Here is a 13,592-nt window from a genome sequence, read left to right on the forward strand (position 1 = left end):
GAACGACCGGACCAACCGGGGTCGTACGATGACAGGGATATTCGATGTCCTCCCGGACCTGACGAACCTGACGTACTGGGCCACCGAAGTCGCCCAGCGGCTGTAGAGCGAGTAGTGGGGTCTTCTGATGAGCCGTGGCATACCCTCCTGGGCCGTGGTGTCGGGTCTGACCGCGGCCGCGATGGTCGGGGTGTCCGTCCTCGCGCTCCAGGCCAGCGGTGTCCCGGCCAAGCCCCCGGTGGCGGCTCCCACGCCCCGGCCCACCATGACCCATCCGCACACCCCGCCGCCCCCGCCCGCCGTCCCCGCGCACTCCGGGACGGGCAAGCGGATCGTCTACTCGCTGGGCCAGCACCGGGTGTGGGTCGTGCCGCCGACCGGGAAGATCACCACCTTCCCCGTCCAGGCGGGCACGGTCCCCGCGAAGATCGGTACGCACTACGTCACCGGCCGGCACCCGACCGGGGTCGGCGGCGACGGGGTGGCCGTCGAGCACATCGTGTACTTCGAGTACACCGCCGAGACCTGGGTCGCCTTCTCCGCGCCGGTCAGTGACAAGATCGCCGCGCCCGACCCCTCCCTGCACACCGGCGCTCTGCGCGTCCACCGTGACGCCGCGACCGCGATCTGGAAGAACACGGTCAACGGCTCCACGGTCGTCGTCGTCCACTGAGCCGCCCTCGGCGTCAGGGGCGCGGGTCAGTGCGGGGTGCGGCTCAGTCCCACCAGAAGTTCCAGGCGTGCATGCCGAGTACGGCCTTGCGGGCGTACTCGCGCAGTGATTCCTGGTTGCCCTGGGTGATGTTGTCGGGGCAGAAGGCGAAGTGCTCGGCGGCCAGGGCCTCGGCCTCCTCCAGGGTGGCGGGCGGGGCCGCGACCGAGACGGTGAGGCGGTCGACGGACAGCGCGATGACGCGTATGCCGTAGCGGTCCTCCCAGGAGCGCAGGACGGCGCAGAGGCGGGCCACGTCGTTCTCGTGGTTGAGCGGGCCGGTCCAGCCGATCGCGGCCGGGATGTCGGCGCTGCGGCGGGCGTGGACGAGGGCGATCCGGGGGTCGTCCAGCCAGCCGGTCTCGACCATCGAGGCGGTGATCTCCGCGGCCCGGTCGTCCGGTTCGGCGTCGAAGGTCTCCGGTTCCTCGGCGAGGCCCGGCCACTCCTGGCCGTAAGGGGCGAGCAACTCGCCTGTGTTCTCGTCCTCGACGTCCTCGTCACCCGTGTAGCAGGTCCAGAAGCCCGCGAGGACCTCCTCGGGGTCGTGGTCGCCCGGATACGACATCATCCCGGGTTCGAGGTCCCAGTCGGAGAACTTCCCGCCGAGCTGCTTGTCGCTCTCGACGAGGACGGGCAGGAGGCCGACCGACCGCGCGGCCAGCAGCTCCGACCACGCGCCGGGCGCCGCAGGGCCGTTGGCGTGCCACAGGACGGTTTCGGGCCGGGGCCCGTCCTCCGTGGCGTCGATCAGGGTACCCGGGGGCAGGTCCAGGCCGAGCGTCGCGCCGGTCGGGTCGTCCGCGAGGCGGGGCAGGGGGTTGGGGAGCATCGCCATGGTGGTGACGGTAGCCGTAAGCACTGACAGCGCGGCGAGTTGGGCCCGTACTCGCCCGTACTCGCCCGTGCCCGCCCGTGCCGCGCGGCGGGTCCGCGTCATGAAGCCGTGCCCCGCGGCGGTCAGATCGCCGTACGGCCGCCGTCCACCGCCACGATCGCGCCCGTGACGTACCCGGCCGCGGGTGACGCCAGGAAGGCCACGACCTCGGCGATCTCCTCCGGCTGGGCGGCCCGGCCCATCGCCGTGGTGGCTCCCAGCGCGTCGAACAGGGCGCGTCCCTCCGGGCGGGTGTAGACGGGCCCGGGCGCGACCGAGTTCACCCGGACACCCCGTGGGCTGTACTCGGCGGTCCACGCCTGCGTCAGCGAGTTGACGGCGGCCTTGGTGGCGCCGTACGCGGCGCCCGCGGTGAGTCCGAAGCTGCCCGCCATGCTGCTGATGTTCACGATGCTGCCGGCGCCCTTGGCGGCCATCGCGGGCGCGAAGGCGGCCACGAGGAGGAAGGGCGCGCGGACGTTGCCCGCGAACATCGCGTCGAAGTCCTCGACCGACAGCTCCTCGGTCGGGGCCCAGACGGATTTCCCTGCGTTGTTGACCAGGACGTCGATGTCGCCGGCGTCGCGGGCCAGGCGCGTGATGTCGTCGGGCGAGGTGAGGTCGGCGGCGACGAAGCGGGCGCGGCCGCCGGCGCCGGTGATCGTGTCGACGGTGGCGGCGCCGCGTTCGGCGTCACGGCCGACGGCGATCACGGTGAAGCCGTCCTTCGCGAGGCGTACGGCGACGGCGCGGCCGATGCCGGAGGTGGCGCCGGTGACGAGGGCGGTGGGGGACTGCTCCGACATGGGGGTGCTCCTTGGCTGGGGGCGGGGCCTGTTGGGGCGGTTCATGTGATGAACAGACCGGTCTGTCTGTTCATGGACTCAGAGTAGACAGCCCAGTTGGCCGAGGCCACGCTCCCCAGCGCGTACGGCGGCCCGCGCGTCACCGCCGCGGGCGCCGGGGTGTGCGAAAACGCTCTGTTCCGGGGCCGGGTGAACCGGATCGGCCCGGGGTGTCCGGGGTGCAATAGACGTGGTGATGGACGACGACGAGCTGATCGCCCTGATGGCGGAGGGCGATGACGGTGCGCTGCGGGAGCTGTTCTCCCGACACGCGCCGTGGCCGGCGGCTGCCGTGGCTGCGGCTGCTGACCGTGCTGGTGGTGACGGCCGTGGCGGTCGGCGTCCTTCTCGCCGCGTCCGTCGGCGCGGATCTGCCCGGCGGTACGGCGGCGGTGGCGCGCAACGTGGCCGGGCTGACCGGCGCCGGGCTGCTCTGCGCGGCCCTGGTCGGCGGGGCGACGGCCGGGCTCGGGCCGCTGGCCTGCACGGTGCTCTTCGAGGTCGCCCTCACCGGCACCTCGACCACGCCCTGGCTCTGGCCCGCCCGCCCCCGCACGACCTGTGCGCGACCCTGGTCCTCACGGCGGGCGCCGCCCTCTTCACCAGCCGCGGCCCCCGCCGCAGCTGACTCCGGCCCACGACCCCCGGCCCACGACCCGCCCCCGGCCTCAGCCGGGGGCGGGTCGGCGTTCACAGCCGTTCGGGGGTGCGGATGCCGAGGAGGGCGAGGCCCTGATGGAGGGTACGGGCGGTGAGGTCGCACAGGAAGAGCCGGTTGGCGACCTGGTCCGCGCCGCCGTCCGCCGTGAGGACCGGGCACTGCTCGTAGAACGTGGTGAACAGCGACGCCAGCTGGAAGAGGTACGAGGCCAGCCGGTGCGGCTCGTACGTCGTGGCGATCTCGGCGAGCGTGTCCGAGAAGGCGTCCAGGTGCAGCCCGAGCGCCCGCTCGGCCGGCGCGAGGGCCAGCTCCGGGTGCGCGGCCGGGAGCTGGTCGGCCCCGGCCTTGCGGAAGATCGACCGCGTACGGGCGTAGGCGTACTGGAGGTACACACTCGTGTCGCCGTTGAGCGAGACCATCCGGTCGAGGTCGAAGGTGTAGTCCCGGCCGAGTGACGTGGACAGGTCCGCGTACTTGACCGCGCCGATGCCGACCTGCCGGCCGTTGTCGACGATCTCCTCCTCGGTCAGGCCGATCTTCTCGCCCTTCTCCCGGACCACGGCCGTCGCCCGCTCGACCGCCTCGTCCAGCAGGTCCTCCAGCCGGACGCTCTCGCCCTCACGCGTCTTGAACGGCTTGCCGTCCTTGCCGAGCACGGTGCCGAACGGCAGGTGCCTGACCGTCACGTCGTCGGTGAGCCAGCCCGCCCGCCGGGCGGTCTCGAAGACCATCCGGAAGTGCAGCGACTGCCGGGCGTCCACCACGTACAGCAGGGTGGAGGCGTGCAGATCGGCCGTGCGGTTGCGGACCGCGGACAGGTCGGTGGCCGCGTAGCCGAAACCACCGTCGGCCTTGCGGACGATCAGCGGGACCGGCTCGCCGTCCTTGCCCTTGATGTCGTCGAAGAAGACGCACAGCGCGCCGTGCGAGTGCACCGCGACGCCGGCCTTCTCCAGCAGCTCGCAGGTCTCCACCAGCATGTCGTTGTAACCGGACTCGCCGACGATGTCCTCGTCCACGATCGGGATGTCCAGCTTGTCGTACACCGAGTAGAAGTAGATCTTCGACTCGTCCACGAACCGCTGCCACAGGGCGAGGGTCTCCGGGTCGCCCGCCTGGAGGTCGACCACCCGGCGCCGGGCCCGGCCCTTGAACTCCTCGTCGGAGTCGAAGAGGGTCCGCGACGCCTTGTAGAGCCGGTTGAGCCGGGACATCGACTCCTCACCGCTGGCCTTGTCCTCGGTGTGGTCCAGCTCGTGCGGGTGCTCGATCAGATACTGGACGAGCATGCCGAACTGGGTGCCCCAGTCGCCGATGTGGTGGCGCGGGATCACCGTCTCGCCGCCGAACCGCAGGATCTTCACGATCGCGTCACCGATCACGGACGACCGCAGATGGCCGACGTGCATCTCCTTGGCGACGTTCGGCTGCGCGTAGTCGATGACGGTGACGCCGGGGTCGGCCTTCAGCGGCACCCCGAGCCGGTCGTCCTCGGCGCGCCTGGCCAGATTCGCGGTGATCGCCGCGTCCGCGACCGAGATGTTGAGGAAGCCGGGGCCGGAGACCTCGACCTCCGCGATCAGGTCGTCGGTGGGCAGGGCGGCGAGCACGGCGGCCGCCAGCTCCCGCGGGTTGGCCTTCGCCCGCTTGGCCAGGCCCAGCACACCGTTGGCCTGGAAGTCGGCCCGGTCGCTTCGGCGCAGCAGCGGGTCGGCACCGTCGGCCGACGGCACCGCGGCCGTGAGGGCGGCGGAGACGCGCTGCTGGAGCGAAGCGGAGAGGGTCGGGACCGAGGCCATGGAGGTGCCGTTTCGTGTGTCGGGAACGCCGGGCTTCGCCTCACGACGAGGCGAGATCCCAGTGTCCCACGGGCCTCGCGGTGGCCGCTCAAGTTATCCACAGGGCGGAGTTTGTCCACAGGGGTGGACGAGCGCGGGCGGCCGGTCTGGGAGAATGAAGGCTGTGCCGGGCCTTCCCGGCGCCCCCCTGTACGAAGCCCCAGGAAGAAGAGGACCGTGGCTCAGAGCACCGAGACCGACTGGGTCTCCCGTTTCGCCGACGACGTGATCGCCGAGTCGGAGCGACGTGCCCCGGGCAAACCTGTCGTCGTCGCCTCCGGCCTCAGCCCTTCCGGGCCCATCCACCTCGGCAACCTCCGCGAGGTCATGACCCCGCACCTGGTCGCCGACGAGGTGCGGCGGCGCGGCCACGCGGTCCGCCACCTCATCTCCTGGGACGACTACGACCGCTTCCGCAAGGTCCCGGCGGGCGTGCCGGGCGTGGACGAGTCCTGGGCCGAGCACATCGGCCGCCCGCTGACCTCGGTGCCCGCCCCGGAGGGCTCCCCGTTCCCGAACTGGGCCGAGCACTTCAAGGCCCAGATGATCGACGCCCTCTCCGAACTCGGCGTCGTGTACGAGGGGATCAGCCAGACCGCGCAGTACACCTCGGGGGTGTACCGGGACCAGGTGCTGCACGCAATGCGGCACCGCGCCGACATCGACGCGATCCTCGCCCAGTACCGCACGAAGAAGACCGCCGGCCCCGGCGCCAAGAAGCAGGGCCAGAAGCCGGTGGACGCCGCCGAGTTGGAGGCGGAAGAGGGTTCCGGGGCCGCCGAGGAGGACGACGGCAGCGGCGGCGGCGCGGGCTACTTCCCGTACAAGCCCTACTGCGCCGCCTGCGGCAAGGACCTCACCACGGTCACCGCGTACGACGACGAGACCACCGAGCTGACGTACACCTGTGCCTGCGGGCACGGGGAGACGGTCCTGCTCTCCCAGTTCAACCGCGGCAAGCTGGTGTGGAAGGTCGACTGGCCGATGCGCTGGGCGTACGAGGGCGTGATCTTCGAGCCGTCCGGCGTCGACCACTCCTCGCCGGGCTCGTCCTTCCAGGTCGGCGGGCAGATCGTCGGGCCGATCTTCGGCGGCAAGCAGCCGATCGGGCCGATGTACGCGTTCGTGGGCATCTCCGGGATGGCGAAGATGTCCTCGTCCAAGGGCGGTGTGCCGACCCCCGGGGACGCGTTGAGGATCATGGAGCCGCAGATCCTGCGCTGGCTCTACGCACGCCGCCGGCCGAACCAGTCGTTCAAGATCGCCTTCGACCAGGAGATCCAGCGGCTCTACGACGAGTGGGACGCGCTGTCCCGCAAGGTCGCGGAGGGCTCCGCGCTGCCCGCCGACGCGGCGGCGTACGGCCGGGCGGTACGCACCTCGGCCGGTGAACTGCCGTCCACACCGCGGCCGTTGCCCTACCGCACGCTCGCCTCCGTCGCCGATGTCACGGCGGGCGCCGAGGCGCAGACCCTGCGGATCCTCTCCGAGCTGGACCCTGCCAACCCGCTGTCGTCGCTGGACGAGGTGCGGCCGCGTCTCGACCGCGCGGAGAACTGGATCTCGACGCAGATCCCCGCGGAGCAGCGGACCGTGGTGCGGGCCGAGCCGGACGTCGCCCGGCTGGAGGCGCTGGAGGAGTCCGACCGGGGCGCGCTCAAGCTCCTGGTCGACGGACTGGACTCGCACTGGTCGCTGGACGGGCTGACGACGCTGGTGTACGCCGTGCCGAAGGTGCAGGCCGGGCTGGCGCCCGACGCGAAGCCGACGCCCGAGCTGAAGGTGGCGCAGCGGGCGTTCTTCGCGCTGCTGTACGAACTGCTGGTCGGGCGGGACACGGGGCCGAGGCTGCCGACGTTGCTGCTCGCGGTGGGGGAGGAGCGGGTGCGTCAGCTGTTGGGGGCCGGGCTGTAGGCCCTCCGACGCAGGGCGGACCTGGTTCGGTCCGCCCTCAAGCGCCGGGCAGGCTGATTCTGCCCTCAAGCGCCGGGCGGGCTGATTTCCCCCAAGCGCCGGGCGGCCTGTTTTGCCCTCAGGCGCCGGGCGGGCTCGGTTCCGTGCCCGTCCGGCGTTACGGGATCTGCTCGGTGTCCGACTCGGACTGGAAGCGGTAGCGGAAGTCGCGGATGGAGGCGACGAGGTTGCGCTCCTCCGGGGGCGTGCCGCCGTACGTGGCCGAGAGGCAGCGCGCGAACTGGCGGGCGTTGGGGAAGTTGCCCTGCTCGCGGACGTAGTTGCGGTAGGCCCCGTAGAACGCCTCGGTCTCCGAGATGCCCTCCGGCAGGTTGAGGCCGTGTTCGGGCCCGGACTCCGGCTCCGGCTCCGGTTCGGGTTCCGGCTCGGGCAGCGGCTCCGGCTGCCGCAGCTGCTCGGGCGCGGGCTCGTAGGCGGGGCCCGGCTCGTACCCGGGTCCGGGGTCGGCGAAGTGGCCGTTCACCCCGGGCCCCGGCACCCCGTTGCCGTTCACGCCGTTGAGGCCGACGCTGCCCAGCGGGCGGGTGCGGTTGGGGCCGTTGGGCACCATCACCGGCTGCTGGAACTCCGCCTCCATCCGCTGCGCCTGCAACTGCGCCTCCATCCGAGCGTGCTGCTGTGCCGCGAACCAGGGGCTGTCGTGCGGCGCGCCCTGCCACTGCTCGGCGTACGCCTGCTGCTGCTCATAGGTGTAGGCCGCGTACTGGTCGAACTCGTCGTACGGCGGCTCGTGCTGCTCCTCCGGCCCGTACGGTCCGTACTGCTCGTACGGCCCCTGCTGCTCCACGGGCACGGGCACGGGTCCGGCTACGGCTTCGGGCGCCTGCCCCTGCGCGGGCGGCACCTGCGCCCGGGTGGGCTCCGGCGCGGCAGCGGGAGCTGCGGGTTCGGCCACCTGCGCGGCCTCGGCCACCGCGTTCGCCTGCTCGGCCACCGACGCGGCCTCCGCCACCGGCGCCGCCTCCAGCTGCTTGACCGGCCCGCTGATCTCGATGCCCGCCGCCAAGAGCCCGTCAGCCGCCGTCTCCGACAGCGGCACCCCGTAGCGGGCCAGCCGCAGCGGCATGATCGCCTCGATGGGGGCCTTGCGCCGCCACGCGACGCCGTACCGCGCGCGCAGCCGGGCCCGGTAGACCAGCCGGTCCTGCTCGCGCCGGATGACCTCCTCGTACGACCGCAGCTCCCACAGCTTCATCCGCCGCCACAGCCGGAAGGTGGGCAGGGGCGCGAGGAGCCAGCGGGTGATGCGGACCGACTCCATGTGCTTGTCGGCGGTGATGTCGGCGATCCGGCCGATCGCGTGCCGGGCCGCCTCGACCGAGACGACGAAGAGCACCGGGATGATCGCGTGCATGCCGACGCCGAGCGGGTCGGGCCAGGCGGCGGCGCCGTTGAAGGCGATGGTCGCGGCCGTGAGCAGCCAGGCGGTCTGCCGCAGCAGCGGGAACGGGATGCGCAGCCAGGTCAGCAGCAGGTCGAGTGCGAGCAGCACGACGATGCCGGCGTCCACACCGATCGGGAAGACGTTCGCGAACCAGCCGAAGCCCTTGTGCAGGGCGAGCGTACGCACCGCGGCGTACGAACCGGCGAAACCGATCCCCGCGATCACCACCGCGCCGGTGATGACCACACCGATCAGTATCCGGTGAGTCCTGGTCAAACGTATCGCGGCCACCCGCGACCCCTCCTGCCCCTTGGCAACTGGCGGCCCCAGACTGCCATACGGGGGTGAAGATACGACCACCCGTTCGTCGGACAAACGGACGGATAGCGGGGTAGCTGAGCGGTGAGTCGTTACGCGTTCGCCGCCGCGACCGCCGAGAGCGCGTCCTTGGCCGCCCGTTGTGCGCCGCTCTGTACGGTCTGGGCGGTCGGGTTCTTCTTGCCTTCGAGGCCGGCGCCGTTGAATTCGACGATGAGCACGACATTGCCGGTACGAGTCACCACCGTGCCGTTCTGCGAGGTGACCTTGGCGACGGTGGCCTTGCCGCCGACCGAACTGGCCTCGTCGCCGACGCCGGTGACCGGGGCGGCGGTGAAGCCCGGCGCCTTGCCGAGGGAGGCGACCTCGGCGGCGTACCGCTTCTTGGCCTGGTCCTCGGCGGACCCCAGCGCGGTCGAGGAGGAGTAGCGCTCCATGCTGACCGACAGCCAGCGGTACTGGTAGCCGTCCTTGCCGTTGCCGGTCCAGGAGCAGCCGCCGCGCGCCTTGATGTCCGAGGTCTGGGTCTCGGTGCCGCTGAGGCTCTTGGTCTTCGGCACCAGCGCGGTCACGGTGGCCTTGGTGACCGTCTTGCAGGCGTCGGGCAGCGTCGTGAACCGCTCCGGGGCGAGCGTCGGGGTCGGCGAGGCGCTTCCCGACGCGGACGCGGTGGCGTCCTTCGAGCCGGAACCGGAGCCGGAGGAGCACCCGGCGATCAGCAGCGCGGGCACGGCCGCCGCGCAGGCGAGCAGCACGGCGGGGCGCGGGACGGTGCGTCGACGTCGTTCCATGGGTCCTTTACCTGCCTCTGTGCGCGCGCCCACCGGCCTGCCGCGGTGACGCGCTCTTCTTCCGGTGCCCGGCGCGCGGTGCCGGTGCGTACGCGGCTGTGGGCGGTTGTACGCGGCTTCCGTACGCTCGGCCGTCCAGCCTACGGGGTCCGGCGCCGGGCCCCCGACTACTGCTCGACCCGGTGCTCCAGCTGCTCCGCGACCTGCTTGGCGCCTTTCTGCAGGTCAGCGCTACTCAATCGCTGCACGTCATGAGCTGATGACGCCGAGTAGCTGACGGTCGCAAGGACGTTCGCCGTGCGGAAAACCAGCGTCACATCGCGGTGGGAGGCGGCCGTGCGGGCCTTGAGGACGTCATTGATGAATGCGGCGTTTCCCACATCCGTCAGGAGCCGCGGGGCCAGGTCTGGGCTGTTGGCGTCGGCGCCGTCAGGACCGTCGGGGCCAGCCGTCGCCGGGTCGGTGACCGCGTCGTCGGTCGTCGGGCCGCTGTCGGAGCCGGCCGCGTCGGCGGTCGCGTTGTCCGCCGGATTCGTGGGCGGAGTGTTCACCGGGGTGGTCGGCGGGGTCGTCTCGGGATTGCCGCCCGCCGGGGTCAGCGAGATGGAGGCCGCCGCGGCCTGCCGGTCGAAGTCCGACTCCGCCTGCACCTCGTCGCTCACCGCGGGGTCGTACGACACCACGCGCTCGAAGTCGATCGTCAGCGAGCGGGACGTGCCGTCGCTGTCCGTGCCCTTCCAGGTGCAGCCCACCCGGCGGTCGGTGTCGTACGTCAGCGACTCCCTGCCCGCGTAGTCCGCCGCGCCCGGGACCAGCTTCTTCAGCGCGTCGAGATCGACGGCGATGCACGGCTGGGGGAGCGTCTGGTACTTGCCGGGGGGCGCGGGCGAGACGGTGGCGCCGTCGATCGTCGCGGCCTTGCCGTCGGGCGCGGAGCTGTCCGGGGAACCGGAACCGGTGCAGGCGCCGAGGGCGGCGATGGCCAGGGCCACCAGGGCCGCGCCGGCGGCGGCCGGCAGTCTTCGCGTAGACCGCACTGGGCGGGCCCCTCTCTCGTTCCACAGGGTTTCACAAAATCTTTGGCGCATATGAGCGAGCCGTGGACACAATGTCTACCGCACGTCGTACCGAATCCGCCCGTCGGGGCGGTTTATCGGGTGACGCATTCACGTATCCGGTGATTCCGGTGGTTCCGGCGTAAAGGACGTATACGGAACCCCGCCGTTTGCCGCCGGACCGTCGTTGCCGGCCGTCACCGCCGGATCATCACTGGGGGAAACTCATGCCGTACACCGAGGTACCGGGCGACCGGGTGCCCATCCGTATGTGGGCCGACCCGGCCACGGTCGAGGGCGTCGCGATGCAGCAGCTGCGCAACGTCTCCACGCTGCCCTGGATCAGGGGCCTGGCCGTCATGCCCGACGTCCACTACGGCAAGGGGGCCACGGTCGGCTCCGTCATCGCCATGCAGGGCGCGGTCTGCCCGGCGGCGGTCGGCGTCGACATCGGCTGCGGGATGAGCGCGGTGAAGACCTCGCTGCGCGCGGCCGATCTGCCGGCCGACCTCACCCGGCTGCGCGCCAAGGTCGAAGAGGCCATCCCGGTGGGCCGAGGAATGCACGACGAGCCGGTGGAGCCCGGCTCCTTCCACGGCATGGCGACGGCCGGCTGGTCCGACTTCTGGGACCGGTTCGCCGGCGTGGCGGACGCGGTGAAGTTCCGCGAGGAGCGGGCGGTCAAGCAGATGGGCACGCTCGGCTCGGGGAACCACTTCGTCGAGGTGTGCCTGGACGAGTCCGACGCCGTGTGGCTGATGCTGCACTCCGGCTCGCGGAACATCGGCAAGGAGCTGGCCGACTTCCACATCGGCGAGGCCCAGCGCCTTCCGCACAACCAGGGCCTGGTCGACCGCGACCTCGCCGTCTTCATCGCCGACACCCCGCAGATGGCCGCCTACCGCAACGACCTCTTCTGGGCGCAGGAGTACGCGAAGTACAACCGGGCGATCATGATGGCGCTGCTGCAGGATGTGCTGCGCCGTGAGTTCCGGAAGGCGAAGGTGACCTTCGACCAGGTCATCTCGTGCCATCACAACTACGTGAGCGAGGAGCGCTACGACGGGATGGACCTGCTGGTCACCCGCAAGGGCGCGATCCGCGCGGGCAGCGGTGACCTCGGGATTATCCCGGGTTCGATGGGTACGGGTTCGTACATCGTCCGCGGTCTGGGCAACGCGGCCGCCTTCAACTCCGCCTCCCACGGCGCGGGCCGCAAGATGAGCCGCAACGCGGCGAAGAAGCGGTTCACGACGCGGGACCTGGAGGAGCAGACGCGGGGCGTCGAGTGCCGCAAGGACTCCGGCGTGGTGGACGAGATCCCGGGCGCGTACAAGCCGATCGAGAAGGTCATCGCCCAGCAGAGCGACCTGGTCCAGGTGGTCGCGAAGCTCAAGCAAATCGTCTGCGTCAAGGGCTGACCCCGCCCGCCGCGCCCCCGCCGCGCCCCCGCGCCGGGGGCCCGGCGGGATCAGGCGAACGCCAGCGTCTGCGCCGGACGGTCGAGCCAGGGGCGAGCGGTCCCGTCCTGGCCGACCGTGAGGCCGAACCGGTCGATGCCGGGACTGCCCCGCCCGGCCCACCACGTCAGGGCGCGCTCGACCTCGTCCCACAGACGCCGCGGCCCGGACTGGTGGACCGTGGCGTCCGGCTCACCGCCGCGGAATTCGACGGCGGCCCACGACCGGCTTGTCAGGTCGAAGAACCAGGCCCGCCCCGCCCCTTCGCCGGACGGGTTGACGACGTGGGCGCAGTCGGGCACGCACAGTCCTGCCACGAACCACGCGGGCTCGTAGCGGCCGCCCAGAGATGACAGCGTGAGGCGGGTACGGGACTCGTCGGCGTCGCCGGGGAAGGCGGGGACGTACGCGCGGAAGCGGGCCCAGTCGAGGCGCTGCGCCCGCAGCTTCATGAACTCGACCATCCGCAGGAACGGGCCGGACGCCTGGCCGCGCTCGTCCACGGTGAGCCGGACAAGCGCGTCCTGGTCGCTGTAGTGGGTGCCCCAGGGGACGAGAACGGTGCCGCCCGGCCGGGTCTGTTCCAACCAGCGCGGTGGTACGGCCCGGACCCCGGCTGTGGCGACCACGCGGTCGTACGGTGCCCCGTCCGGCCACCCGTCCTCGCCGTCGCCGTGGATCACTTCGGGGTTGAGGCCGACGCGTTTCAGCGCTTCCCGGGCCTGTCCGGCGACGGTGGGGTCGATTTCGACGCTGACCACACGGGACCCGCCCAAGCGCCGGGCGAGCAGGGCGGCGTTCCATCCGGTTCCGGTGCCGACTTCGAGCACCCGCATGCCGTCGCGCACGTCCAGCTCACGCAGCATGGCGGCCACGACGGACGGCATACTCGCCGAGCTGGTCGGTACGGTCCCCGGCTCGGTGCCGGTGTGCTGTCCGTCGTCCCACTGGGTGACGAGCGGAATGTTCGCGTACGCGGCCCGGTGCCATGCCTCGGGGTCGTCACCGCGGATGACCGGCTCACTCCGGCCGGCGGCCATGTCGTAAGCCCACATCAGGTCGGGCAGGAACAGGGAGCGCGGTACGGCCCTGAACGTCTCGGCCCATTCGGGCGTCAGAGCTCCGGCTTCGAGGAGGAACCGCGCCAGTTCGTCGCCGGCGCGGTTTTCCTGCTCAGAGGAGAGCGTCACTTGCGGTGCGTTCCGTCCCCGGGCGGTGATTCACCGTCCGGGGGTGGCGGTGGGGGCGGCGTCCAGGGCTGGCCCGGCAGGTTGTCCGCGCCGTCCCCGTCACCCCCGTTCCAGCACGTCGGTCCGACCATCCCCGGGCCCTCCCGTCGTGGAAATATGGACCCGCCGGGCGGAGCGCCGGACGGGGTGCTGCGGCCTGACACCGACCGGGACAGGAGCTTCCGCGCAGCGAGGCTCTGGTGCGCCCGGCCCCGAGTCGTACGGCTCGCGGCGACCGCGACCGGGTGTCGTGGCATCACATCGAGTCTTCCGCACCGGACTTCGCCCTATGCGGTCGGTGAACTATCACGTTACGTGGCACATTGACCGACAGTGCCAAGCGGGACGGTCATGCAGAGCATTTCGGCTGAAAAGACGCGCTGACTGACGCGTCCGCAAGAGCTCGTTCACGGCCTCGGCAGGCGGGCGGCGGGTGGGGGCTCTGGCC

At 71.6% G+C, this 13,592-nt stretch carries 11 protein-coding genes; 3 read left to right on the forward strand and 8 right to left on the reverse strand.

The annotated features are described in order from the left end of the window. Nucleotides 1-127: 127 nt before the first annotated feature. The gene (locus tag OHA30_RS20765) at nucleotides 128-673 is read left to right on the forward strand and encodes a hypothetical protein (protein WP_328915366.1); all 546 of its coding nucleotides are present in this window, start codon (nucleotides 128-130) and stop codon (nucleotides 671-673) included. A gap of 43 nt (nucleotides 674-716) precedes the next feature. Here the strand turns inward: OHA30_RS20765 and OHA30_RS20770 are convergent, their stop codons facing one another. From OHA30_RS20770 to argS, 4 genes are all read right to left on the reverse strand, one after another. Then, nucleotides 717-1,550, reverse strand: coding sequence for a DUF4253 domain-containing protein (locus OHA30_RS20770; protein ID WP_328915367.1), 834 nt, complete (start codon nucleotides 1,548-1,550; stop codon nucleotides 717-719). 122 nt (nucleotides 1,551-1,672) lie between these two features. Further along, nucleotides 1,673-2,395: an SDR family NAD(P)-dependent oxidoreductase gene (locus OHA30_RS20775; RefSeq protein ID WP_328915368.1), complete on the reverse strand. Its 723-nt coding sequence runs from the start codon at nucleotides 2,393-2,395 to the stop codon at nucleotides 1,673-1,675. Nucleotides 2,396-2,534: 139 nt separating this feature from the next. Continuing rightward, nucleotides 2,535-2,990 carry a hypothetical protein gene (locus tag OHA30_RS20780; RefSeq protein ID WP_328915369.1) on the reverse strand — a complete coding sequence of 152 codons (456 nt, stop codon included), beginning with the start codon at nucleotides 2,988-2,990 and terminating at the stop codon, nucleotides 2,535-2,537. A gap of 134 nt (nucleotides 2,991-3,124) precedes the next feature. Further along, on the reverse strand, nucleotides 3,125-4,894 hold the full coding sequence (argS, locus tag OHA30_RS20785; RefSeq protein ID WP_328915370.1) for an arginine--tRNA ligase: 1,770 nt from the start codon (nucleotides 4,892-4,894) through the stop codon (nucleotides 3,125-3,127). Between the two features lie 216 nt (nucleotides 4,895-5,110). On the opposite strand from argS, the gene lysS reads away from it, so the two are divergent. After that, nucleotides 5,111-6,847, forward strand: a complete 1,737-nt coding sequence (gene lysS, locus OHA30_RS20790) for a lysine--tRNA ligase (RefSeq protein ID WP_328915371.1) — start codon at nucleotides 5,111-5,113, stop codon at nucleotides 6,845-6,847. 157 nt (nucleotides 6,848-7,004) lie between these two features. On the opposite strand, the gene OHA30_RS20795 is transcribed toward lysS, so the two are convergent. From OHA30_RS20795 to OHA30_RS20805, 3 genes are all read right to left on the reverse strand, one after another. After that, complete coding sequence (locus OHA30_RS20795; RefSeq protein ID WP_328915372.1) at nucleotides 7,005-8,582, reverse strand: DUF2637 domain-containing protein; 1,578 nt, start codon at nucleotides 8,580-8,582, stop codon at nucleotides 7,005-7,007. Nucleotides 8,583-8,701: 119 nt separating this feature from the next. Continuing rightward, entirely contained in the window at nucleotides 8,702-9,400 is a 699-nt protein-coding gene (locus tag OHA30_RS20800) for a DUF3558 domain-containing protein (RefSeq protein WP_328915373.1), read from the reverse strand. Nucleotides 9,401-9,567: 167 nt separating this feature from the next. Beyond that, nucleotides 9,568-10,437 carry a hypothetical protein gene (locus OHA30_RS20805; RefSeq protein ID WP_328915374.1) on the reverse strand — a complete coding sequence of 290 codons (870 nt, stop codon included), beginning with the start codon at nucleotides 10,435-10,437 and terminating at the stop codon, nucleotides 9,568-9,570. Between the two features lie 245 nt (nucleotides 10,438-10,682). Between OHA30_RS20805 and OHA30_RS20810 the strand changes: the two genes are divergently transcribed. Beyond that, entirely contained in the window at nucleotides 10,683-11,876 is a 1,194-nt protein-coding gene (locus OHA30_RS20810; RefSeq protein ID WP_328915375.1) for an RtcB family protein, read from the forward strand. A 50-nt stretch (nucleotides 11,877-11,926) separates the two neighbouring features. Here OHA30_RS20810 and OHA30_RS20815 read toward each other — a convergent pair whose 3' ends face one another. Beyond that, nucleotides 11,927-13,105 (reverse strand): methyltransferase domain-containing protein, encoded by a 1,179-nt coding sequence (locus OHA30_RS20815; RefSeq protein WP_328915376.1) that lies wholly within the window; start codon nucleotides 13,103-13,105, stop codon nucleotides 11,927-11,929. Between the last annotated feature and the right edge of the window lie 487 nt (nucleotides 13,106-13,592).

Source organism: Streptomyces sp. NBC_00223 (assembly GCF_036199905.1).
Classification (GTDB): domain Bacteria; phylum Actinomycetota; class Actinomycetes; order Streptomycetales; family Streptomycetaceae; genus Actinacidiphila.